This window comes from Caulobacter sp. UNC279MFTsu5.1 (assembly GCF_900114015.1).
Classification (GTDB): domain Bacteria; phylum Pseudomonadota; class Alphaproteobacteria; order Caulobacterales; family Caulobacteraceae; genus Caulobacter.
Genome location: NZ_FORN01000038.1, coordinates 20,113 through 41,171, shown reverse-complemented (window position 1 = coordinate 41,171; position 21,059 = coordinate 20,113). Strand labels below are relative to the sequence as shown.

At 68.6% G+C, this 21,059-nt stretch carries 22 protein-coding genes; 7 read left to right on the top strand and 15 right to left on the bottom strand.

The window, feature by feature from the left end:
• Nucleotides 1-41 precede the first annotated feature (41 nt).
• On the bottom strand, nucleotides 42-443 hold the full coding sequence (locus BM066_RS18855) for a hypothetical protein (protein ID WP_089929905.1): 402 nt from the start codon (nucleotides 441-443) through the stop codon (nucleotides 42-44).
• A gap of 155 nt (nucleotides 444-598) precedes the next feature.
• On the opposite strand from BM066_RS18855, the gene BM066_RS18850 reads away from it, so the two are divergent.
• The 6 genes from BM066_RS18850 to copD all read left to right on the top strand — a co-directional run bounded on the left by BM066_RS18850 (nucleotide 599) and on the right by copD (nucleotide 6,939).
• Entirely contained in the window at nucleotides 599-1,318 is a 720-nt protein-coding gene (locus tag BM066_RS18850; RefSeq protein ID WP_089929915.1) for a response regulator, read from the top strand.
• Nucleotides 1,318-2,652: a sensor histidine kinase gene (locus BM066_RS18845; RefSeq protein WP_089929904.1), complete on the top strand. Its 1,335-nt coding sequence runs from the start codon at nucleotides 1,318-1,320 to the stop codon at nucleotides 2,650-2,652. The genes BM066_RS18850 and BM066_RS18845 overlap by 1 nt, the downstream gene beginning before the upstream one ends.
• A 249-nt stretch (nucleotides 2,653-2,901) precedes the next feature.
• Entirely contained in the window at nucleotides 2,902-3,141 is a 240-nt protein-coding gene (locus BM066_RS27375) for a DUF2933 domain-containing protein (RefSeq protein WP_369823254.1), read from the top strand.
• Nucleotides 3,142-3,211: 70 nt separating this feature from the next.
• Complete coding sequence (locus BM066_RS18835) at nucleotides 3,212-5,560, top strand: heavy metal translocating P-type ATPase (protein ID WP_089929903.1); 2,349 nt, start codon at nucleotides 3,212-3,214, stop codon at nucleotides 5,558-5,560.
• Between the two features lie 86 nt (nucleotides 5,561-5,646).
• On the top strand, nucleotides 5,647-6,009 hold the full coding sequence (gene copC / locus BM066_RS18830; protein WP_089929902.1) for a copper homeostasis periplasmic binding protein CopC: 363 nt from the start codon (nucleotides 5,647-5,649) through the stop codon (nucleotides 6,007-6,009).
• 3 nt (nucleotides 6,010-6,012) lie between these two features.
• Nucleotides 6,013-6,939 carry a copper homeostasis membrane protein CopD gene (gene copD / locus BM066_RS18825; RefSeq protein ID WP_089929901.1) on the top strand — a complete coding sequence of 309 codons (927 nt, stop codon included), beginning with the start codon at nucleotides 6,013-6,015 and terminating at the stop codon, nucleotides 6,937-6,939.
• A 100-nt stretch (nucleotides 6,940-7,039) separates the two neighbouring features.
• On the opposite strand, the gene BM066_RS18820 is transcribed toward copD, so the two are convergent.
• The 14 genes from BM066_RS18820 to BM066_RS18755 form a co-directional block, all read right to left on the bottom strand.
• Complete coding sequence (locus BM066_RS18820; protein WP_089929900.1) at nucleotides 7,040-8,077, bottom strand: copper resistance protein B; 1,038 nt, start codon at nucleotides 8,075-8,077, stop codon at nucleotides 7,040-7,042.
• Nucleotides 8,074-9,885: a copper resistance system multicopper oxidase gene (locus tag BM066_RS18815; protein ID WP_089929899.1), complete on the bottom strand. Its 1,812-nt coding sequence runs from the start codon at nucleotides 9,883-9,885 to the stop codon at nucleotides 8,074-8,076. The genes BM066_RS18820 and BM066_RS18815 overlap by 4 nt, the downstream gene beginning before the upstream one ends.
• Before the next feature lie 112 nt (nucleotides 9,886-9,997).
• Complete coding sequence (locus BM066_RS18810; RefSeq protein WP_089929898.1) at nucleotides 9,998-10,570, bottom strand: RNA polymerase sigma factor; 573 nt, start codon at nucleotides 10,568-10,570, stop codon at nucleotides 9,998-10,000.
• Nucleotides 10,567-11,007, bottom strand: a complete 441-nt coding sequence (locus BM066_RS18805) for a periplasmic heavy metal sensor (protein WP_089929897.1) — start codon at nucleotides 11,005-11,007, stop codon at nucleotides 10,567-10,569. The genes BM066_RS18810 and BM066_RS18805 overlap by 4 nt, the downstream gene beginning before the upstream one ends.
• A 1-nt stretch (nucleotide 11,008) precedes the next feature.
• Nucleotides 11,009-11,296 (bottom strand): hypothetical protein, encoded by a 288-nt coding sequence (locus tag BM066_RS18800; protein ID WP_089929896.1) that lies wholly within the window; start codon nucleotides 11,294-11,296, stop codon nucleotides 11,009-11,011.
• Between the two features lie 711 nt (nucleotides 11,297-12,007).
• The gene (locus BM066_RS18795) at nucleotides 12,008-12,478 is read right to left on the bottom strand and encodes an Hsp20/alpha crystallin family protein (RefSeq protein ID WP_089929895.1); all 471 of its coding nucleotides are present in this window, start codon (nucleotides 12,476-12,478) and stop codon (nucleotides 12,008-12,010) included.
• Between the two features lie 710 nt (nucleotides 12,479-13,188).
• Nucleotides 13,189-14,751, bottom strand: a complete 1,563-nt coding sequence (gene guaA / locus BM066_RS18790; RefSeq protein WP_089929894.1) for a glutamine-hydrolyzing GMP synthase — start codon at nucleotides 14,749-14,751, stop codon at nucleotides 13,189-13,191.
• A 57-nt stretch (nucleotides 14,752-14,808) separates the two neighbouring features.
• Nucleotides 14,809-16,089 (bottom strand): RsmB/NOP family class I SAM-dependent RNA methyltransferase, encoded by a 1,281-nt coding sequence (locus BM066_RS18785; protein ID WP_089929893.1) that lies wholly within the window; start codon nucleotides 16,087-16,089, stop codon nucleotides 14,809-14,811.
• 8 nt (nucleotides 16,090-16,097) lie between these two features.
• Complete coding sequence (locus BM066_RS18780) at nucleotides 16,098-16,493, bottom strand: MAPEG family protein (RefSeq protein ID WP_177218496.1); 396 nt, start codon at nucleotides 16,491-16,493, stop codon at nucleotides 16,098-16,100.
• Nucleotides 16,494-16,497: 4 nt separating this feature from the next.
• On the bottom strand, nucleotides 16,498-17,961 hold the full coding sequence (guaB, locus tag BM066_RS18775; RefSeq protein ID WP_089929891.1) for an IMP dehydrogenase: 1,464 nt from the start codon (nucleotides 17,959-17,961) through the stop codon (nucleotides 16,498-16,500).
• Between the two features lie 119 nt (nucleotides 17,962-18,080).
• Nucleotides 18,081-18,443: a type II toxin-antitoxin system VapC family toxin gene (locus BM066_RS18770; protein ID WP_089929890.1), complete on the bottom strand. Its 363-nt coding sequence runs from the start codon at nucleotides 18,441-18,443 to the stop codon at nucleotides 18,081-18,083.
• On the bottom strand, nucleotides 18,440-18,637 hold the full coding sequence (locus tag BM066_RS18765) for a type II toxin-antitoxin system VapB family antitoxin (protein ID WP_089929889.1): 198 nt from the start codon (nucleotides 18,635-18,637) through the stop codon (nucleotides 18,440-18,442). Before BM066_RS18765 ends, BM066_RS18770 begins: the two co-directional genes overlap by 4 nt.
• A gap of 55 nt (nucleotides 18,638-18,692) precedes the next feature.
• Nucleotides 18,693-19,400 (bottom strand): RlmE family RNA methyltransferase, encoded by a 708-nt coding sequence (locus BM066_RS18760; RefSeq protein ID WP_177218495.1) that lies wholly within the window; start codon nucleotides 19,398-19,400, stop codon nucleotides 18,693-18,695.
• Complete coding sequence (locus BM066_RS18755) at nucleotides 19,397-20,524, bottom strand: Ppx/GppA phosphatase family protein (protein ID WP_089929888.1); 1,128 nt, start codon at nucleotides 20,522-20,524, stop codon at nucleotides 19,397-19,399. Before BM066_RS18755 ends, BM066_RS18760 begins: the two co-directional genes overlap by 4 nt.
• Before the next feature lie 160 nt (nucleotides 20,525-20,684).
• On the opposite strand from BM066_RS18755, the gene hspQ reads away from it, so the two are divergent.
• Nucleotides 20,685-21,014: a heat shock protein HspQ gene (gene hspQ, locus BM066_RS18750; protein WP_089929887.1), complete on the top strand. Its 330-nt coding sequence runs from the start codon at nucleotides 20,685-20,687 to the stop codon at nucleotides 21,012-21,014.
• The last annotated feature ends 45 nt before the right edge of the window (nucleotides 21,015-21,059 follow it).

The window sequence follows — 21,059 nt, the reverse complement described above, 5'->3', positions numbered from 1 at the left end:
GGGCCGGCGCGGGGGCGTGCGCCGGCCCGGGGAAGGTGCGATCAGGGACGGCTTACCGTGCCGCTGACCGAACGCGTGTCGCCATCGTAGCCGGTGCGGCTGTGGCTGTAGCTGTAGGAGCCGTCGCGGTTATTGACGACGCTGGTCGAACGGCTGGCGGAGGCGCCGTTGTTGAACGTGCGGCTGGCGCCGCTCGAATAGACGCCGTCGCCCCAGCTGGCGCCGCGCTGGCTGGCGACGCCGTAGCCGCCGTTGGTCTGGGTCCCGCGCGAGACCGAGACGGCGCCCGGCTGGCGATTGACGTGACGGTCGTGGACATAGCCGCGACCGAAAGCGCCCTGGACGCGCACGGTGCGGCCGTGCTGGCCGGCCTCCGCAGCGGGGGCTAGGGCGATGAACAGGGCCGTGGCGGACAGGCCGGCGGCAAGAACGGACTTACGCATGGTGTCTCCGTCGGTGGAGTGACGTCCCTCGTCGCCGGACAGAAACCACGTGATAGGGCTCTCCTTGATGTTTCGCCGTCGACGAAACGTATCGAAATGTAATTGTGGCTCCCTTGGCCTTTTCCGCGCCGCCCGGCTCGGGCAAGGCTTTGGACATGATCGACAACACCCTGATCGCGGTCGTCGAGGACGACGCCGAGATCCGCGACCTGACGTTGGGCCTCTTGCGCCGCGAGGGCTGGGAGGTCGTGGGCTGCCAGGACGTCGCGGCCTTCGATCGCTTGGCCGTCCGCCGCCGCGTCGACCTCGTGTTGCTGGACATCATGATGCCCGGCGAGGATGGCCTGTCGTTGTGCCGCCGCCTGCGAGCCACGGGCGACATGGCGATCCTGATGGTCACGGCCAAGGGCGACGACATCGACCGGGTCATCGGCCTGGAGATCGGCGCCGACGACTACCTGGCCAAGCCCTACAATCCGCGCGAGCTGCTGGCCCGCGTCCGCGCCATTCTGCGGCGCACGCGCCAGGTCCACCGCGTGGCCGCCGCGCCGCCGGGCGAGGTCTACGGCTTCGCCGGCTGGCGGCTGGACCCGGCCAGCCGCGATCTTATCGATGCGCGGGGTCAGCCGGTGGCCCTGACGGGCGGCGAGCACGACCTCCTGATGGCCTTCTTGCGCCATACCCAGCGGGTGCTGAGCCGCGACCAATTGCTCGACTGGACACGCGGTCGCAGCGCCAGCCCTTTCGACCGCTCGATCGACGTCCTGCTGGGGCGCTTGCGTCGCAAGCTGGCCTCCGGCGCGGGCGGCGAAGGACTGATCAAGACCGTGCGCGGCGGCGGTTACCTGTTCAGTGCGCCGGTCGAGCGACTCTGATGGCGCTGCTCGACAACCTCTCCTCGCGCGTCGCCGCCATCCTGCTGGCGGGACTGACGACCCTGCTGGTGCTGGGCGCGGTCCTGCTGATCTGGCCTTCGGGCAACGGCGGTGGCGTGCGTTTCTACCAGCTGCCGCAGCCGGTCGAAGCGATGGCCATGGTCGAGGCCCTGGACGCCTCGCCGCCGTCGGCTCGCCCGGCCGTGATGAAGGCGCTGGACACCGGGGTGATCCGCGCCAGCCTTGCCGCGGACTTCCCCGCCACCCTGCGCCGGGCCCGCCCGGCAGACGCCCGCGATCCGGGTTACGCCGCCTACGCCCGGGTCCTGGCGGGGCGCGACTGGCGGATCGAGGTGCTGCGCGGCGGGCGCCTGCGCGACGGCTACATGCCCGGCCGCGCAGCCCTGCGCCTGTCGGTGCGGCTGAAGGACGGCTCGGTCCTGACCCTGCGTCGGCGCGCGCCCGAGGCGGCGCGGCGCTATCTAGGCCGTATCACCCTGGCCTGCGCCTCCCTGCTGGCGGTGACCCTGCTGATGATCATGATGGCCGTGCACCAAACGACGCGACCGGTCGCGAGCCTGGCCCAGGCCGTGGCGCGGTTCGGCGACGATCTGGACGCCGCGCCCCTGCCGCAGGGCGGGCCGCGCGAGATCCGCGAGCTGTCGGGCGCCTTCAACACCATGCGCGGGCGCATCCGCGGCCTGGTCGACGAGCGCACGCGCATGCTGGCTGCTATCGCCCACGACCTGCGCACCTACCTGACCCGCCTGACCCTGCGGGCCGAGTTCATCGCCGATCCCGAGCAGCGGACCAAGGCGGCCAAGGACCTCTCCGAGATGTCCCAGCTCCTCGACGACACCCTATTGTTCGCCCGCCAGGAGGCCGGACGCGGCGAAGGCGCGCGGCCGGTGGAGGTGCGTCGCGAGCTGGAGGCCCTGGTGGCCCTGCGCGCCGAGATGGGCCAGAATCTGACGCTGTCGCCCGGCGCGCCGGTGACCGCCCTGGTCTCGCCCGTCGCCCTGCGGCGGATGCTGAACAACCTCGCGGACAACGCCGTCGCCTATGGCGGAGCGGTGACGCTGGAGGTCGAGGTCGCGGACGGAGAGGCGCGGATCGCCGTGCTGGACCGCGGCCCCGGCTTGCCCGATGCGACCCTGGCCCGCGTCGCCGCCCCGTTCGAGCGCGGCGAGGGCTCGCGCAACCGGGGCACAGGCGGAGCGGGCCTGGGCTTGTCGATCGTCCAGGCCTTGGCCAAGGCGCATAACGGCCGACTGGTCCTGGCCAACCGCGAAGGCGGCGGGCTGTCGGCGACGGTGGTGTTGCCGACGGCATAGATCACAAGGCGGGGCGGGCGACCGGCGCCAGCAGTGGTCCTCTGGCCGCCTACAGAAAGGCGACGTTCGGCCCCGACATCGGAGACCAGGACCGACCGGGGTGCGAGCGCCTACTGAGCTTCCGACAGGCGACGGACGAGAAACTCGGCTCGGTCCCTGCGCGCAGCCCCATCCGGCGCCTTGATGCGGATCAATGCCAAGGCCCCCTCCTTGCATAGGCTTACGTGAAAGATCCGTGGAGTACGGTCCGTGTCCTTGAGCTTCACAAGCCGCGCCCTTGCCTACGCTGCGCTGTCGGCCGGCGTTGTGCTGGCCTTCTTCGTTTTGCGCGAACACTGGGCTCATGCCCTAGGCTTGGCGCCCTACCTACTTCTGCTCGCCTGTCCCTTGATGCACTTTTTCCACCATGGGCATCGGCGCGCGGAGCTCGCCGAAGCACCGCCCCCAAGCCGCCTATCGACCCAAGTCGATCAGCCTTTCGAAGATTGATCCGTCGCAGTGAGGGAAGGCGTTTGGGGGTGCGTAATGCCCAGCGTGTCGTGGCGCGGAAGGCAGGCGGATGAATGGTTCGAACTCGCACCAAGGGCATCACCCCGATCTTGGCGCCTCGGGTAGCCATCATCGCGACCCGGTCTGCGGCATGAGCGTGGATCCAGCCACCGCCCCGGAGCACCGCCTGCATGCGGGGCGGCATTTCCAGTTCTGCTCGGCCGGCTGCGCTCGCAAGTTCGACGCCGAGCCCGAACGCTATCTGCAGGACGCCGCCTCGCCGAACGCCGCATCGTCCGAGGCCGCGCCAGGAGCGGTCTATACCTGCCCGATGCATCCCGAGATCCGGCGTTCCGGTCCGGGCAGTTGCCCGATCTGCGGCATGGCGCTGGAGCCGCTCACGGTGACGGCCGACAGCGGCCCCAATCCCGAACTGCGGGACATGACGATCCGGTTCTGGATCGGACTGGCCTTGGCCCTTCCAGTCTTCGCGCTGGAGATGGGCGGCCACGTCGGGCTGATGGCGCTGCACCTAGCGCCAGGAGTGTCCAATTGGGTCCAACTGGCCCTGGCCACCCCCGTGGTGCTGGGCTGCGGCTGGCCCTTCTTCGAGCGTGGCGCGCGCTCGCTGGCGACACGTCAGCTCAACATGTTCACGCTGATCGCCATGGGCATCGGCGTGGCCTGGGCCTACAGCGTGGTGGCCACCCTGACGCCCCAGCTCTTCCCGGCCGCCTTCCGCCGTCCCGACGGCTCGACGCCGATCTATTTCGAGGCCGCCGCGGTGATCACGGTCCTGGTGCTGCTAGGCCAGGTACTCGAGCTGCGCGCCCGCGAGAACACCTCCGGCGCGATCAAGGCGCTGCTGGACCTGTCGCCCAAGACCGCGCGCCGGACGTTGGACGGCGAGGATTTCGAGATTCCCGTCGAGGACATCCAGGTCGGTTTCCACCTGCGCGTGCGCCCCGGCGAGAAAATCCCTGTCGATGGGCGGGTGCTGACGGGCGAGGCCTCGGTCGACGAGTCTCTGGTGACCGGCGAGTCCATGCCGGTCCACAAGTCGCCGGGCGACAAGGTGATCGGCGGAGCCCTGAACAAGACGGGGTCGTTCTTGATGATCGCCGACAAGGTCGGCGCGGACACCCTGCTCTCCCAGATCGTGGCCATGGTGGCCGAGGCCCAGCGCAGCCGAGCGCCCATCCAGCGCATGGCCGACCGGGTTTCGGGCTGGTTCGTGCCGGCCGTCATGCTCGTCGCCCTGCTCGCCTTCGGCGCCTGGGCGGTGTTGGGACCGCCTCCCAGCATGGCCTTCGCCCTGGTCTCGGCGGTCTCGGTCCTGATCATCGCCTGCCCCTGCGCCCTGGGGCTGGCCACGCCGATCTCGATCATGGTCGGCGTCGGCCGGGGCGCCGCCGCGGGCGTGCTGATCAAGAACGCCGAGGCCCTGGAACGCTTCGAGAAGATCGACACCCTCGTCGTCGACAAGACGGGCACCCTGACGGAGGGCCGGCCGGCCGTCACAGCGATCCGCCCGGCGGCGAGCTTCACCGAGAACGAGATCCTGCGCCTGGCCGCCAGCCTGGAGCGGGCCAGCGAACATCCGCTGGCCGACGCGATCGTCCGGGCCGCGGCGGCGCGGGGGCTGGCGCTGTCGCATCCCGAAGACTTCGACTCGCCCGTGGGCAAGGGCGTGGTCGGTCGGGTCGAGGGGCGCGCCATGGCGATCGGTTCGGCCCGCTTCCTGGACGAGCAAGGCGTGCCGTCGGGACCGCTGGCCGACCAGGCCGAGGCCCTGCGCCAGGACGGCGCCACGGCGATCTATGTCGCCATCGACGGAGCGGTCGCCGCCGTGCTGGCCATCGCCGACCCCGTCAAGCCGACCACCCAGAAGGCCGTCGAGGCCCTGAGGGCCGACGGCGTGCGCGTGGTCATGCTGACCGGCGACAACCGCACGACCGCCCGGGCCGTAGCCAAGCGGCTGGGCATCGACGAGGTCGAGGCCGACGTCCTGCCCGACGAGAAGGCCGCCGTGGTCAAGCGCCTGCGCGCCGAGGGCCGCAAGGTCGCCATGGCGGGCGATGGCGTCAACGACGCGCCGGCCCTGGCGGCGGCCGAGGTTGGTGTCGCCATGGGCGCGGGTTCGGACGTCGCCATCGAGAGCGCGGGGGTCACGCTTTTGCACGGGGACCTGGAGGGCCTGGTCAAGGCCCGGCGCCTCTCGCGGGCGGTGATGGGCAATATCCGGCAGAACCTGTTCTTCGCGTTCGCCTACAATGTCGCGGGCGTGCCGATCGCGGCCGGGGTGCTCTATCCGGTGTTTGGCTGGCTGCTGTCGCCAGCGATCGCGGCGACCGCCATGGCCTTGTCCTCGGTTAGCGTGGTCGGTAACGCGCTGCGCCTAAGATCGGTGCGGCTCTAGGCGGCGACTGTGCAGGGGTGCTGAGGGATCGGGCCGCGGCCTGCGTAGGAACTCAAGACAATGTCGCCCTCATCAGGACCCGTCCCATGACCTATCGCGCCTTCCTCGCCACCGCCGTAGCGTCGGCCTCGATCCTGGCCGGCGGCCAGGCCAGCGCCCACGCCAAGCTCGTGGCTTCCGACCCCGCGGCCAACGCCACGGTCGCCGCGCCCAAGACCATCCGCCTGACCTTCAATGAAAAACTCGCCCCGGCCTTCTCGACCTTCGAACTGGCCATGGCCGACGGGATGAAGACGCCGGTGAAGACCACCGTCTCGGCAGACCGCAAGACCATCACGGGCGTGCCCAAGGGCCGGCTGATGGCGGGCGTCTACAAGCTCACCTGGCGCGCGGCCGCGGCCGATGACGGCCATCGCATGGACGGGACCCTGGCCTTCACGGTGAAGTAGCCGATGGAGTTCGCGGTCGTCCTGCTGCGCTGGGCGCAGTACGCGGCGAGCTTCGTCCTGGCGGGCGGGGCTCTCTTCGCGCTCTACGCCCTGCCGGCCGCGGGTCCGTCCAGCGCCGCGGCGCTGGGCTGGCCGCGCCGGCTGCTGGCGGGCTCGGCCGCCCTGCTGGTCCTGGCCAGCCTCTTGGGACTGCTGCTGCAAACCGCCGTGGTCGCCGGATCCCTTTCCGCGGCGCTCGATCCCTCGATCCTAGCCTCGGTGATCGGCGAGATGGCCATGGGCGCGGCCTCGCTTGCGCGGGCCCTGGCCGCGGTCCTGGCCCTGCACGTGCTGCTGTTCGTGCGACCTGGCCGCCCTGTCTGGATCGCTGTGGCGGCTTTGGGCGCCGCCGCGGCGGCGAGCATGGCCTGGATGGGTCACGGCGCGGCCACGGAGGGTTCAGGCGAGAGCCTGCACCTGGCGGCCGACCTCGCCCACCTGGCGGCGGCGGCCGTCTGGGTCGGCGCCTTGGTGTTCTTCGTCGGGCTGGCCGGGGTCAGCTGGCGCGACGCGCGACATGCGCCGACCTTCCACGCCGCATTGGCGGGATTTTCGGGAATCGGCTCGGGCGTCGTCGCCGTGCTGGTCGTCAGCGGCCTAGTCAACAGCTGGTTCCTCGTCGGGCCCACGGGCGTTCCGGCGCTGGTCCGCACGCCCTACGGCCTTCTCCTGCTTCTCAAGCTCGTCCTGTTTGGCGCCATGGTCGCGCTGGCCGCCGCCAACCGGTTTCGCCTGACCCCGGTCCTGCGCGAGGCCCTGGTCGAGTCGGCGAACTCCAACGCGGCGGTCAGGGCGTTGCGCCGCAGTCTCGCGCTGGAACTGGGCGCGGCGACGGCGCTTCTCGCGGTAGTCGCCTGGCTTGGGCGCCTCGCGCCGATCAGCGCGCAATAGCCGGAACGTTCAGATCACCGGGCACGGGTCGACGCTGGCGCCCCCGCCACGACGGCGGTGGAAAGTCTCTTCGTGTGGGGGCGCCTCGGAAAAAGATCGGCTAGAACCAGGCGCGCAGGCCGACAACGACGCTGGTGTCGGAAACGTCCTGTCCCAGGGCGCGGGCGTAGTCAGCGGTCCGTCCGAAGCGCTTGGCCCAGGTCACGCCGACATAGGGCGCGAAGTCGCGGCGGACTTCGTAGCGCAGGCGCAATCCCAGCTCGCCGTCCGAGAGCCCGGAGCCGGTCGCCGTCTCCGGGATGTCCTGGACCGCGAAATTGAGTTCGGCGCGAGGCTGCAGGATCAGGCGCTGGGTCAGACGCCAATCGATCGCGCCTTCGGCCCGGCCGAGCACATCGCCCTTGTTGGACAAGAACAGGGCGCCGCCGGCCTCGATCCAGTAGGGCAGCAAGGTCTCGAAACCGATCGTGGCGTAGGTGCGTGACTTGGGCTCGACGTCCTGGCGCAGGCCGACCTGCACGTCGGTGTAGAGGCCCACGGCCCGGGAATAGAGCGCCTGGACCTCGCCGGCCTCGACGCCGTGGCGGCCGCCCTCCCCCTCGGACTTCAGGACCAAGCGGTTAAGATCGCCGCCGAACCAGGCCTCGCCGTCCCAGTGGTAGCCGTCGCCGTCCGGGCGCGCCCGATATTCGAGGAGGTTGGCCATGACCTGCGAGGCCTGGGCTCCGCCATGCTCCTTGCGAAGCACGGCGCGAGCCCGGTCCATGGCGGCCGGATCGAACACCGTGTCGGCGAGGTGGCCGGCGGGTGACGCCGGCGGGGCCGTTTCCTGATCGGGCAAGGGCGGCGGCCCCATCGCTTCGGCCTGGCTCCCGGATTGACCGGGGGCGTTCATGCCGGGCATGGCGCCCATGTCATGGCCTGCGTGCGGATCGGCGGCCGGCGCGGCCTGCATATTGGGCATGGCCATGCCCGGCATGGCGCCCATGTCATGTCCGGCGTGGGGATCGGCGGCCGGAAGCGAGCTCGCCGGCGCGGGCTCGGGGCTGGTGGCCGGCGCGCCGGCGTGGCCGGCGTGCTGCGCCAAGGCCGGCGCCGCCCACAGGGCCGGCAGGAGGGCGATCAACGAGGCTCTCATCGCGCGCCCTCCGCCTGGGCGTCGCGCACGCTGAAGACCTGAAACATCCCCGCGTGCATGTGGTAGAGCATGTGGCAGTGGAAGGCCCAGTCGCCGGTCTCGGGCGTGAAGTCGAAGCTCGCGCGGCCGCCCGGCAGGACGATGACCGTGTGCTTGCGCGGCATGTGGCCAGCCGGTCCGAAGGCCAGTTCGAAGAAGTGGCCGTGCAGGTGGATCGGGTGGGCCATCATGGTGTCGTTGACCAGGGTGACCCGGACCCGCTCGCCGCTGCGGAACGCGTAGGGCGGCGGCCGATCGCTGAACTTGCGCCCGTCGAACCCCCACATGAACCGTTCCATGTTTCCGGTCAGGTGGATTTCGAGGGATCGCTGCGGGGCGCGGGTGTCGGGGTTCGGTTCGAGCGCCGCCAGATCGCGATAGACCAGCACCCGGTGGCCGACGCTTTCGAGGCCCTGCCCAGGCTCGCCGGTGCGATCCATCGGCATCGGCGCGATCGTCTGCACGCCCGGGCCAAGCCTGACCTGCGGCGCGTTGTCGGGATTACGCATGGACATGTCCATGCCGCCCATGTCCATCTTGCCCATCACGTCGCTTCCGCGCTGGCGGGGCGGCGCCATGCCGGGCGCGGGGCTCGTGGCGTCGTGCCCCATGGACCCGTGGTCCATGCCGCTCATCTGCATGCCGCTCATGTCCATGCCCATGTCGCGCATCGTGGTCAGCGGCCGTTCGCGCAGCGACGGGACCTCGGCGGTCATGCCTGGCCGCGGCGCAAGGGTGGCGCGGCCAAGTCCGGAGCGGTCGACCGATTCCGAAACGATGGTGAAGGCCTTGTCCTCGGCGGGCCGGACGATGACGTCATAGGTCTCGGCGTTGCCGATCTGAAACTCGTCGACCTCGACAGGACGCACGTTCTGGCCGTCGGCGGCGACCACGGTCATGCGCAGCCCCGGAATGCGGACATTGAAGACCGACTGGGCCGCGGCGTTGATGAACCTCAGGCGCACGCGCTCGCCCGGCGTGAACAGCGCGGTCCAGTTGTCCTTGGGTCCGTGGCCGTTGACCAGGAAGGTGTAGGCCGCGCCGGTGACGTCGGAGATGTCGGTCGGGTCCATCAGCATCTTGGCCCAGTCCAGGCGCTCGGCCAGGGTCTGATCCCTGCCGGCCAGAAGCCCGGCGATGGTCTGGCGCTGATAGTTGAAGGCGCCGCTCTGCTGCTTGAGCTTCTTGAAGATCTGGTGCGGATGCAGGCGGCTGAAGTCCGACAGCACCACGACGTGCTCGCGATCGAAGGCCACCGGATCCGGACCGGCCGGGTCGATGATGATGGGACCGTAGTGGCCCATCTGCTCCTGCAGGCCCGAGTGGCTGTGGTACCAATAGGTCCCCGACTGCCGGACGTGGAATTCGTAGACGAAGGTCTCGCCTGGCTTGATCCCCGGGAAGGTGACGCCCGGCACGCCGTCCATCTGGAACGGCACGAGCAGGCCGTGCCAGTGGATCGAACTATCTTCATCCAAGTTGTTGGTCACCGACAGCCGGACGTGCTGGCCTTCCTTCAGCCGGATCAGCGGGCCTGGAACCGTGCCGTTGATCGTCACGGCGTGGGCGCTCTTGCCGTCCACCGTGATCGGCGCGTGGCCGATGGTCAGCTTGATGTCCTCGCCGGAAAGGGCGGCTGGCGCGCGGCCTGGATCGCCCGCCGCGCGCGCCCAGCCCGGCAAGAGGCTGCCCAAGGTCGCGCCGCCGCCAAGGACGGCGAGCGATTGCAGGAAACGGCGGCGCTCGAAAGCCGCGCTGGATCGACGCATGACAGCCCTTTTGACGATGGCGCGCTGGCGGGAGACCGTGGGACGGCCGCAACGCGATCTCAAGGGAGGCTACGCGCCGAACCTCCGCCTCCCTCATCGGCGGACGAAAAAATCAGGGATCGACCAGCCAGTCGGCCAGGCGCTTGCGGGCGCGGTAGGCGCGCGTCTCGATCGTCTTGACGCTGACGCCCAGGAACGCGGCGGCTTCCTGTTGCGAGCAGCCTTCGAGATAGGTGAGGATCAGCGGCTCCTTGAGCCGGTCGGGAAGGCGCGCGATCGCGGCCTCCAGGCGCGACAGCTGCTCAGTGCGCAGACTCGCCGCCTCCGGTCCCGCCGCGGGGTCGGCATAGTCAGGCGCTCCAGAGGCGTCGATCGACCGCTCGCCCAGGATCAGTCGGCGAACGCGCAACCGCCGCCCCCGGTCGCGACACTTGTTGAGGACGATGGCCCGCATCCAGGCGCCGAATGGCCGAGTCGGATCATAGCGATCGAGCGCCTTCCAGGCCGCGACGAAGCTTTCCTGCACCACTTCGTGGGCCGCGTCGGGATCGCCGACATGTCGGCGCGCAAAGGCGTGCAGCGGGCTCTTGTGGCGGCGCATCAGCGTGCTGAACGCGCGCTCGTCGCCCCGTGCGGCCCCTTGCGCAAGCGCACCGTCCTCATCCTCGCCAAGGCCGGCGGTCACGGCGTCTCGTTCGTGAGCGCCTCGCTGACGCGACGATCGAACTTGGCCGCCTGCTCGGGGGTCAGCACCTTGCGCATCGCCAGGACGTGCTGGACCGTCTCCAGCTGCAGCGCGCCCATGGCCGCATGGAAGCGCTCGACCGCGGCCTCGACCTCGGGCCCGTATTCATGGCGCGCCTGGATCGCGGCGGCCAGCTGGGCGTTGGCCGCGCGCAACTCGGCCTCCCGCGCGCGACGACGCACGGCGAAGTCCTGTTCGAGCGCCTCCAGTTGGCGGTCCTGGGCCGGGCTGAGCTTTAGCTCGTGATGGACCATCTCATGTAGCGACTGGGCATGGTGCTTCGGCAGAAGCCGGCCCGAGCCGAGCCAGCTTCCGGCCACGCCCGCCAGGAGCGCCAGGACGACGGTCAGGACCGCGCCGCGCGAGATCCGGCGCATTTCAGCGCCCGCCCAACAGACTGGACGGTGCCAGGTGCGCATCGACGGAAAACACGGAGATCTCAGGGGGCGTTCGCGCGGCGGCGTCGGCCGCGAGACTCCCTCCGACCAAGCCCAGGCCCAAAGCCGCGACCACTGCGGCCGCGCGCAGAGGCGCAAGCGCGTTCGAAGCGCGCCGGCTCTCGCGCCATGCGTCGATCCTGGCCCAGACCTGGCCTTCCAAGCCGGGCAGCTCGGCGTATGTTTGTCGCCGCAACGCTTCGAAAAGTTGGTCGAGCTTGTCGCTCATGGCCAATCACCCTGACTCTACACGTCTACTTACGTGACCCGCGGTCCAATCCCTCACGAGAGGAATAATGCGCCTCGATGCGTAGCGTGCGGCAAGCGCCTAAAAACCTGCGACGAACGAGGCGCCAATCAGCGCCGACGCCTCTTCCAGATAAAGGCCGCCGCCCATCAGCCATGCAGGCCTTGACTGCACAACGCCAACTAGGTGGTCACTCGCCGCTAGACCAACGCCGCCAAATCCTCGGGCGCGCATGAACTCCGCCACCGCCCGGCCTTTCACGACCGCCAGCTGGGCTAGCAGATGGTCCTCCGCGCAGAAGCATGGAGACCCAGACGTTCGACCCGCGCCCTGGGTGCAGGCCATGCGCCAAGCCTGATAGCCAATCAGGCCGCACAGAGCAGCGGCGCGGCCTGAAGGTTCTCCAACCGTCGGGAATTGGCACGCAGGAGCGGACGTCGACCGCCATCAGCTCGGCGCGGCCGCCTTCACGGCCCAGCCCTGGACCCCGCCGCTCAAGGCGTAGACCGCGCCGACCACTTCATGGCCCTGTACGACCGGGGGTCCCCGGGTTCGGCAGGTCCGTTCAACAGGTGCAGATCAGTCCGGCACACACCCCGCAGGCCCGAACCTGCGCCAATAGATCCTGGGGTCCCTGGGCGCGAGGCGACAGACCAAGGTCAGCCGCCTCTGGTCAAGACCGTCGCCCGCACGTCAGGCCACGTCGGCCGGCTTGGGCGACTGGATGGCGATGGTCCGGCCCCCGGCTTCGGCGATCTTCGGCGCGGTGATCGTCAAGACGCCATTGACCAGGGAGGCGGCGATCTTGTCGCTGTCGATAGCGCGCGGCAGGGTGATCGACCGGGAAAAGCCCCCTGAGCGTCGCTCCATCAGGCGATAGGTCTTGGTCTTGTCCTCGGTTTCGGAGGCCTTCTCGCCGGCGATGGTGAGGACGTCATCCTCGACGGTGACGGCGATCTCACTGTCCTTGAAGCCGGGCACGTCGAGCTTGAGCTCGACGCCCTGCGGCGTCTCGCTGAAATCGAGACTGGGCGTGACGAAAGTTTCGAAGCCGCGGCCGAACTCGCCAAACAGGCGATCGATTTCCCGCTGCAGCGGCGCGAACGCGTGAGAGGCTTGCTGGCCGAAGGCCGGGATCAAGGATTTGCTGTCTTGCAGGCTCATGTCTGACGCTCCCTTGCGGTGGCGCGCCCAATCGGCGCGCGGCCAGTGTCCAGCTCCCGGCCCATGCCGCGTTGATCGGCGTCAATCCTGATGATCCCATCCGTCCCAGGATTGAGAAGATCGACGAGAACAGCGTCGAAACGCGCTGCGCCTCGAGGCTCTCCAGCGCCGCGCCGGAATTTGATCCGCGGCAAAGCAGGGCGCCGCGCGATCGGTCAGGATGATTGCCGACAGCATCTCGTGACCCGGAACCCCCTTGTGGACAAGGCCCGTCCTCGTGCGGCGCAGGATGCGTGGCAGCCAGCCCTAGCCACGACGCGAATCGACTGGCGCATCAGCTGCACGAGCTCAAGTTTGGCGGGCATACGCGCTGCGGCGCTCGGTGGCTTCGTGGCCAGCCCGTTGCCACAAAGCCTCGTTGGACAGGGCCTGCGAGCGCTTTCGGAGAATGAGGGACCGCCGACGCTGCCAGATGTGACACTGTTTTGAAAGCCGCACCCGGCGAACCTTCGGCCGCTGTTTAGGCCCTCGTGAGCGTCATACGAATTACGGTGAATTACGGGTGAATTACGGTGACAGTGCACTTATTTCGAAGGATTCGAAGAATTAAGTGCACTGTCACCGTAACTCCAACAACGAGACTACATTCATTTACAAACGGTCTTTTCCTACACGCTGCGCTACTCTGATCTACTCCACGGTACTCCCCTTCACTCCCACTCGATCGTGCCGGGCGGCTTGGACGTCACGTCGTAGACGACCCGGTTTACGCCGCGGACCTCGTTGATGATCCGGGTGGCGGTCTTGCCCAGCACGTCCCAGGGGAACTCGAAGAAGTCGGCGGTCATGCCGTCGGTCGAGGTGACCGCGCGCAGGGCCAGGACGTTCTCGTAGGTGCGGGCGTCACCCATGACTCCCACCGTCTTTACGGGAAGGAGCACGGCGAAGGCCTGCCAGATCTTGTCATAGAGGCCGGCGTTGCGGATCTCCTCGAGATAGATGGCGTCGGCGTCCTGTAGGACCTTGACCTTCTCGGGCGTGATGTCGCCCGGAATGCGGATGGCCAGGCCCGGGCCGGGGAACGGGTGGCGGCCGACGAAGGCCGGCGCCAAGCCCAGTTCGACGCCCAGGGCTCGGACTTCGTCCTTGAACAGCTCGCGCAGCGGCTCGACCAGCTGCAGCTTCATGTAGTCCGGCAGGCCGCCGACATTGTGGTGGCTCTTGATCACCGCCGAGGGACCGCCGCGCGCCGAGACGCTCTCGACCACGTCCGGATAGAGCGTGCCCTGGGCCAGGAACGCCGCGCCCTCGATTTTGGCGGCTTCCTTGTCGAAGACGTCGATGAACAGCTTGCCGATCGTCTTGCGCTTGGTCTCGGGGTCGCTGACGCCCGCCAGCTCGCCCAGGAACAGGTCGCCGGCGTCCACGTGGATCAGCGGGATGTTGTAGTGGTCGCGGAACAGGGTCACGACCTGGTCGGCCTCGTTCTTGCGCAGCAGGCCGGTGTCGACGAACACGCAGGTCAGCTGGTCGCCGATCGCCTCGTGGATCAGCACCGCGGCCACCGAGCTGTCGACGCCGCCGGACAGGCCGCAGATCACCTTGCCCTCGCCGACCTGGTCGCGGATCTTCTGGACCATCTCCTGGCGGAAGGCCGCCATGGTCCAGTCGCCCTTCAGGCCGGCGATGTTGAACAGGAAGTTCCTGTAGATCCTGGCGCCGTTGACGGTGTGGACCACCTCGGGGTGGAACTGCACGCCGTAGATCTTGCGCGCGTCGTTGGCGATGGCGGCGAACGGCGCGCCGGTCGAGGTGGCGATCACCTCGAAACCTTCGGGGATGGCGGTGACGCGGTCGCCGTGGCTCATCCACACGGTTTCCAACTCGCCCACCCCGGCCAGCCCCTGGAACAATGGGCTATTCTTGCCGACGGTCAGCTCGGCGCGCCCGAACTCGCCGGCGTGGCCGCCCTCGACCTTGCCGCCCAGCACGTCGCACAGCAGTTGCTCGCCGTAGCAGACGCAGAGCATCGGCACGCCCAGGTCGAACAGCTTGGTCCCGATCCGGGGGCTGTCGGCCTCTAGCACGCTGGCCGGGCCGCCTGACAGGATGATGGCGCTGGGTGCATAGTCGTCGACGACGGCTTCCGCCTTGTCGAACGGATGGATCTCGCAATAGACACCGGCCTCGCGCACCCGGCGGGCGATCAGCTGGGTCACCTGGCTGCCGAAATCGACGATCAGAACACGCTGGTGGTGGGTTTCGGTCGTCATCGGTAGAGGCTCTCCAGCGTGTCGTTTCGGTTTCGATCCCCTCGCGGGGCGGATGTCTTAGGGCGCGTAGGACCCGCGCTCGATCACGGCGGCGAAGAAGCCGTCGGTTCCGGCGCGATGGGGGGTCAGGCGCAGATAGCCTTCCGGCGTGAGATACTGTTCGACGCCGGCCAGGGTGACGGGCTTCACCGAGAAGCCCGGATGGCGCTCGACGAAGGCCGCCACGCGGTCCTCGTTCTCCTCGGCCAGCAACGAGCAGGTGACGTAGATCAGGCGGCCGCCCGGTTTCACGAAGTCGGAAGCGTCGGCCAGGACCGCGTCCTGCTCGATCTGGCGCTTGGCCAACTGGTCGGGCGACAGGCGCCACTTGGCGTCGGGATGGCGGCGCCAGGTGCCCGAACCGGTGCAGGGGGCGTCAACGAACACCAGGTCCAGCTTGCCCTCCAGACCCTTCAGCGGCTCGCCCTCGATCGGCGAACGGATCTGCAGGTTGCGGACGCCGGCCCGCTGGCCGCGACGGATGGTGTCGGCCAGGCGGCGGGCGTCACTGTCGTGGGCGTAGATCTGGCCGCGATTGTCCATGGCGGCGGCCAGGGCCAGGGTCTTGCCTCCGCCCCCGGCGCAGAAGTCGAGCACCTGCTTGCCCTTGACGTCGCCGGCCACGGCCGCGGCGATCTGCGAGCCGAGATCCTGGACCTCGAACCAGCCCTTGGAAAAGGCCGGCACGGCCTCGACCGAGGGCGTGCGGTCGGCCGCGCCCGGCGCGGGGATGCGGAAGGCCGTGTCCAGCACGCCCGCCGGCTCTGCCCCGATCAGGGCTACGGCCTTGGCGCCGCGCTCGACGTCCGTCTTCAGCAGATTGATGCGCAGGTCGACCGGCGCCCGCTCGGCGAGCGCGGCCATCTCGGCGGCGCGGTCATCGCCCAGAGCCCGCGCCAGGGAAGGCTCCATCCAGTCGGCGTAGTCGCCGGCCACGGCGGCCGGAGCGTCCGCCATGGATCGTGGCGAACCGATGCGCTCGCGCTCGGCATCGGTCAGGGCGCCGGGCCCATGTTCCTCGCCGGCCGCCTCAGCGATGCGCTCGACCGGCCATTTCCAGTCGTGGGCCAGCACGCCCAGCACCACGCCGCGCGGGCTGTCGTCACCCATCATCCAGCCCAGCGAGCGCTTGCGGCGCAAGGCGTCCAGCGCCAGGCCCGAGACGAAGGCGCGATCCTTGGAGCCCGCGTAACGGGCGCTCTCGCCCCAGCGCTTCAGCGCCATCCGTACGGGGAAATGACGCGTCTCGATCTCGGTGAGGACCTCGATCGCCGCTGCTAGTCTGCCGCCGTCGCGCATTTTTGCTTTCAGATCACCAGGGCCGCCAGGATCAGGCCGATGCCGATCAGGGAGGCCAGCCATACCAGCGACCGGGCGACCGGTACGCCGAAGGCGTAGAGAAGGATGTAGATCGTCCGCGCCCCGACATAGAGCACCGCGCCATGGGCCGAGAGCATGCCGAGCCGGCCGCCCAGATAGGCGACCAGCACAGCGGCGGCGAAGAACGGGAAGGTCTCGCGGAAATTGGCGAAGGCGCGTTCGAGGCGCCCCGCCATGCCCGTCAGCACCACCGGCGTGTCGCGAGGGCCCACGTTCCACTTCAGGCCGCGCTGCGGCTGGGCGGCCGCGGCCGCCCAGAGCAGGTGGACCAGGCCGATCACGACGGCCAAGCCTAGCATCTGAAGTTCGAGGGCCATCCGCACCGGTCTAGACCGCGCTCGGATAGTTCGGCGCTTCCCGGGTGATCATCACGTCGTGGACGTGGCTCTCACGCAGGCCGGCGCCGGTGATCCGCACGAAGCGGGCTCGCTTCTGAAATTCCAGGATGTCCGGCGCACCGACATAGCCCATGGCCGCCCGCAGGCCGCCGACCAGTTGGTGCAGCACCGGAGCGATCGGCCCCTTGAAAGGCGTTTGCCCTTCAATGCCTTCCGGCACCAGCTTGAAGCTGTCGGTGATGTCTTTCTGGAAGTAGCGATCAGCCGAACCGCGGGCCATGGCGCCCACAGAACCCATGCCGCGATAGCTCTTGTATGAGCGCCCCTGGTATAGGAACACCTCGCCGGGCGCCTCCTCGGTGCCGGCGAACATCGAGCCCATCATGGCGGTCGAGGCCCCGGCCGCGATGGCCTTGGCCAGGTCGCCCGAGTATTTGATGCCGCCGTCGGCGATGACCGGCGTGCCGCTCTCGCGGGCCGCGCGGACGGCCTCGGCGATCGCGGTCAGCTGCGGCACGCCCACGCCGGCGACGATGCGCGTGGTGCAGATGCTGCCCGGACCGATCCCCACCTTCACCGCGTCGGCGCCTGCGTCGATCAAGGCGCGGGCGGCGTCGTAGGTGGCGATGTTGCCGGCCACGATCTGCACGCGGTTGGCTTCGCGCTTGAGGCGCGAGACCGCCTGGGCGACCTGGCTGGAGTGACCGTGGGCGGTGTCGATGACGACGACGTCGACGCCCGCGTCGACCAGGCCCATCGACCGCTCGAAACCAGCATCACCGACTGTCGAGGCCGCGCCGACCAGAAGCCGGCCCTTGTCGTCCTTGGCGGCCAGGGGGTGGGCCTGGGCCTTCTCGATGTCCTTGACTGTGATCAGGCCGACGGCGCGATAGGCGTCGTCGACGACGATCAGGCGTTCGATCTTGTGCTTGCGCAGCAGTTCGCGCGCCTCGCGGTGATCAATGCCTTCCGAGACCGTGATCAGGTTGTCACGGGTCATCAGCGCCGAGGCCGGGACCTTGTCGTCGCCCTCGAAGCGCATGTCGCGGTTGGTCAGGATGCCGACCAGCTTGCCGCTCTTGGCCTCCACCACCGGGAAGCCCGAGATCTTGCGGCGAGCCTTGATCTCACGGATCTCGGCCAGGGTGGTTTCGGGATTGATGGTCAGCGGATTGATGACCATGCCGCTTTCGTAACGCTTCACTTCGCGCACGTGGTCGGCCTGCTCCTCCACCGTCAGGTTGCGGTGCAGGATGCCCATGCCGCCGGCCTGAGCCATGGCGATGGCGAGGCGGCTTTCAGTGACCGTGTCCATGGCGGCGGACACGAGCGGGATGTTCAGACTGATTTCACGCGTGAACTTGGTCTCGGTCGTCACCTGGGTGGGCATGACGTCTGACGGACCGGGTTCGAGCAAAACGTCGTCGAAGGTGAGCCCTTCGCGAATCTCCATTGGAGTCTCCATTTTGCGAGCCGCGTATACCTATGGAGCTCGTCCGTGTCGACCCGCTTGGCGGCATAAATAGGGATGAATTGGCCAAGGGAAGTCGCGAGCGACGATCGATCGCCAAATCACCTGGACGCGACGCCTAGCTTGACCGCGACCATGTCCAGGCGCTGGTCAAGGGTCCAAAGCCTGGCTCCCGCCGTCAGCATGGCGCTGGCCAGCAGATGGGCGTCGATATAACCCACGCCCAAACCGTAGAGCCGACGCCCCTCGATGAGGAACAGGACCTCCTCGTCCCGCGCCAGGACAGCGGCCGGCATCTGAGCCAAAGCATCGAGCATGACGCGCCGCTCACGAAGATTGCCAAGCGCCAATTCGCCCACCACGAACGGATGGACCAGAATCTGGCCTTGCTGAAGCAGATCGACGAGGCGCTCGTCGCGGGCACGAAGGTGCGCCACCCAAACGGAGGTGTCGGCGAGGATCACGCCGGTTCGGGACGACGGCGCGACGCGACGGCGAGGTCAGGCTGACTTCCGCCGAGCAAGGCCAACCGACGCGCGCTTTCCCGCTCGATCAACGCCTTCAGGGCTTCGCGGACCAACGCCGATTTTTCCGTGATGCCGGTCAGGTCGCCGGCGCGTTCCAGAAGAGCGTCATCCAAGGCCAGGGTCGTGCGCATGGCTTACTCCGATCGCACGAAAGATAGCATCAAGTGATGCGCTTTTCCATGCCCACTACCGCCCCTTGAACCCCGTCGCCACTAGGAAGACCTCGGAGCTGTCGCTGCGGCTGGCCTTGGGCTTGAAGTGGACGACCTTGTCGAAATGCTTCTTCAGCTGGGCGATCACCGCCGCCGTCTCGCCGCCCTGGAAGGCCTTGGCCACGAAGGCGCCGCCCGGCTTGAGCACTTCGATGGCGAAGTCGGCGCCGATCTCGATTAGGCCGACGATCCGCAGGTGATCGGTCTCGCGGTGACCGACGGTGTTGGGGGCCATGTCCGACATCACCAGATCCGGCGCGCCGCCCAGCAGTTCCAGCATCTTCGGCGGACAGGCAGGGTCGGTGAAGTCCATCTCTAGGATGTGAGCCGGCGCGACGGGGTCGACCGGCAGCAAGTCGACCCCGACAATGTCGGTCACGCCGCGTTCGGTGGCGATCTGCAGCCAGCCGCCCGGCGCGCAGCCCAGGTCGATGACCCTCGCGCCCTTCCTAAAGAACCGGTGCTTGTCGTCGATCTCGCTGATCTTGAAGGCCGCGCGACTGCGGTAGCCCAGGGCGCGGGCCTTGGCCGAGAACGGGTCGTTGATCTGGCGTTCCAGCCAGGCCTGCTGTGAGGGCGTGCGGCCGAACGCGGTCTTCAGTCGAGCCGGCTTGGCGCGGCCGCTCTCATTGCCGCCGGCCGGCGGCTTGACCATGCGCTTGCGGGGAGGTTCGTCGTTCATGCGTTCACCGTTGCGGGGCGAGACGACCGACCAGAGCCGCCTCGCCGACGCCGGCGCGGCTTCTTCTGCTGATCGGACATCAAGGACATCAGGAGACCCTCTCTAAGCCCCCGATCGGCGACGCGCACGCGCGAACACGGCCAAAGCTCCTGGACGGCCTGCAGGATCGCCGCCCCGGCCAGCACCAGGTCGGCCCGATCGGCGCCGATGCAAGGCTCCAGGGCCCGCTCCCGGGCGGTCAGGGTCAACAGCCGGTCGGCGGCCGCCTCGCACTCGTGCCGCTGCATCCACAGGCCATCGACGATGTTGCGATCATAGCGCGACAGGCCCAGATGCAGGCCGGCCAGACTGGTAATCGCGCCCGACGTGCCGACCATGTGGGCCCGGCCGTTCTCGAACAATCGCCGCATCGGCTCGGCGTGCGGGAAGGCCTCGATCCGTGCCTTGACCGCGTCGACCATGGCCCGGAACCACCCCTCCTCCGCCCGCTCGCCCTCGGGAAAGCGTTCGGCCAGGGTGACCACGCCGATCGGGATCGACAGCCAGGCCTTGATCGGCAGCTTCCAGGCCGCGAACTGGCGCGGCTTGCTGTCCAGTCCGCCGCCCTTGAGATCCACCCACGACAGCTCGGTCGAGCCGCCGCCGACGTCGACCACCAGGGCGGCCTCCGCCGCGCGGTCGAACAGGCTCATGCAGCCGGCCACCGACAGCTGAGCCTCTTCCTTCGGGGTGATGATCTGCAGCCGCAGGCCGGTCTCCTCGGCCACGCGGCGCACGAAATCGGGACCATTGGCCGCACCCCGGCAGGCCTGGGTGGCCACGGCCTTCACCCGCACCACCTTGCGACGGCGGATCTTCTCGGCGCAGACCTTCAAGGCCGCCATGGAGCGGTCCATGGCTTCGTCCGAAAGCTGGCCCGTCTGGGAGAGACCCTCGCCCAGCCGCACGATCCGGGAATAGGCCTCGACGACGCGAAAGCCCCGCGGCGAAGGGGTCGCCACCAGCAAGCGACAGTTGTTCGTACCCAGGTCGAGCGCCGCATAGCACGACTGCTCGCCCGATGGCCGGCGCCGGCCAGAGCCCGCGGGCTGAGGCGCGCCGGGCGCTCGCGGCGCCTCCGACATGGTCGTTCCACCTTGTCTCGCAGGCGATTCATATCGAACCGCCTCACTTCGGAAGCGAGCATAGCGGCGAGATTCCCGCGCCGGAAGGCCTTGCCTTGTTATCCGATGACGGAAGTCTACGTTCAGGTTCTAGTCAGGAGACTCGTGTAGGCTGGTCGACATGAATTCGAGACTCGCCAAATTCGCGATCGGCCAGGTGGTCAAGCACCGGATCTTCCCCTTCCGGGGCGTGGTGTTCGACGTCGACCCCGTTTTCGCCAACACCGAGGAATGGTGGAACTCCATTCCCGAGGACATCCGGCCGACCAAGGACCAGCCGTTCTACCACCTGCTGGCCGAGAACGACGACAACACCTATGTCGCCTACGTCTCCGAGCAGAACCTGCTGGCCGACGAGAGCGGCGAGCCGGTGGGGCACCCGCAGACGGCGGTGATCTTCGAGAGCTTCGATCACGGTGCCTACAAGCTTCGCCCCCGGATCTCGCACTAGGCGCAAGCTCTCTGCGAACGACCCCGGTTCTCACGCAAAATCCGA

What these genes read in the sequence shown, in the direction of transcription:
- BM066_RS18855 (WP_089929905.1), bottom strand. Translation starts at nt 443, where the DNA reads ATGCGTAAGTCCGTTCTTGCCGCCGGCCTGTCCGCCACGGCCCTGTTC.
- BM066_RS18850 (WP_089929915.1), top strand. Translation starts at nt 599, where the DNA reads ATGATCGACAACACCCTGATCGCGGTCGTCGAGGACGACGCCGAGATC.
- BM066_RS18845 (WP_089929904.1), top strand. Translation starts at nt 1,318, where the DNA reads ATGGCGCTGCTCGACAACCTCTCCTCGCGCGTCGCCGCCATCCTGCTG.
- BM066_RS18835 (WP_089929903.1), top strand. Translation starts at nt 3,212, where the DNA reads ATGAATGGTTCGAACTCGCACCAAGGGCATCACCCCGATCTTGGCGCC.
- copC (WP_089929902.1), top strand. Translation starts at nt 5,647, where the DNA reads ATGACCTATCGCGCCTTCCTCGCCACCGCCGTAGCGTCGGCCTCGATC.
- copD (WP_089929901.1), top strand. Translation starts at nt 6,013, where the DNA reads ATGGAGTTCGCGGTCGTCCTGCTGCGCTGGGCGCAGTACGCGGCGAGC.
- BM066_RS18820 (WP_089929900.1), bottom strand. Translation starts at nt 8,077, where the DNA reads ATGAGAGCCTCGTTGATCGCCCTCCTGCCGGCCCTGTGGGCGGCGCCG.
- BM066_RS18815 (WP_089929899.1), bottom strand. Translation starts at nt 9,885, where the DNA reads ATGCGTCGATCCAGCGCGGCTTTCGAGCGCCGCCGTTTCCTGCAATCG.
- BM066_RS18805 (WP_089929897.1), bottom strand. Translation starts at nt 11,007, where the DNA reads ATGCGCCGGATCTCGCGCGGCGCGGTCCTGACCGTCGTCCTGGCGCTC.
- BM066_RS18800 (WP_089929896.1), bottom strand. Translation starts at nt 11,296, where the DNA reads ATGAGCGACAAGCTCGACCAACTTTTCGAAGCGTTGCGGCGACAAACA.
- BM066_RS18795 (WP_089929895.1), bottom strand. Translation starts at nt 12,478, where the DNA reads ATGAGCCTGCAAGACAGCAAATCCTTGATCCCGGCCTTCGGCCAGCAA.
- guaA (WP_089929894.1), bottom strand. Translation starts at nt 14,751, where the DNA reads ATGACGACCGAAACCCACCACCAGCGTGTTCTGATCGTCGATTTCGGC.
- BM066_RS18785 (WP_089929893.1), bottom strand. Translation starts at nt 16,089, where the DNA reads ATGCGCGACGGCGGCAGACTAGCAGCGGCGATCGAGGTCCTCACCGAG.
- guaB (WP_089929891.1), bottom strand. Translation starts at nt 17,961, where the DNA reads ATGGAGATTCGCGAAGGGCTCACCTTCGACGACGTTTTGCTCGAACCC.
- BM066_RS18765 (WP_089929889.1), bottom strand. Translation starts at nt 18,637, where the DNA reads ATGCGCACGACCCTGGCCTTGGATGACGCTCTTCTGGAACGCGCCGGC.
- BM066_RS18760 (WP_177218495.1), bottom strand. Translation starts at nt 19,400, where the DNA reads ATGAACGACGAACCTCCCCGCAAGCGCATGGTCAAGCCGCCGGCCGGC.
- BM066_RS18755 (WP_089929888.1), bottom strand. Translation starts at nt 20,524, where the DNA reads ATGTCGGAGGCGCCGCGAGCGCCCGGCGCGCCTCAGCCCGCGGGCTCT.
- hspQ (WP_089929887.1), top strand. Translation starts at nt 20,685, where the DNA reads ATGAATTCGAGACTCGCCAAATTCGCGATCGGCCAGGTGGTCAAGCAC.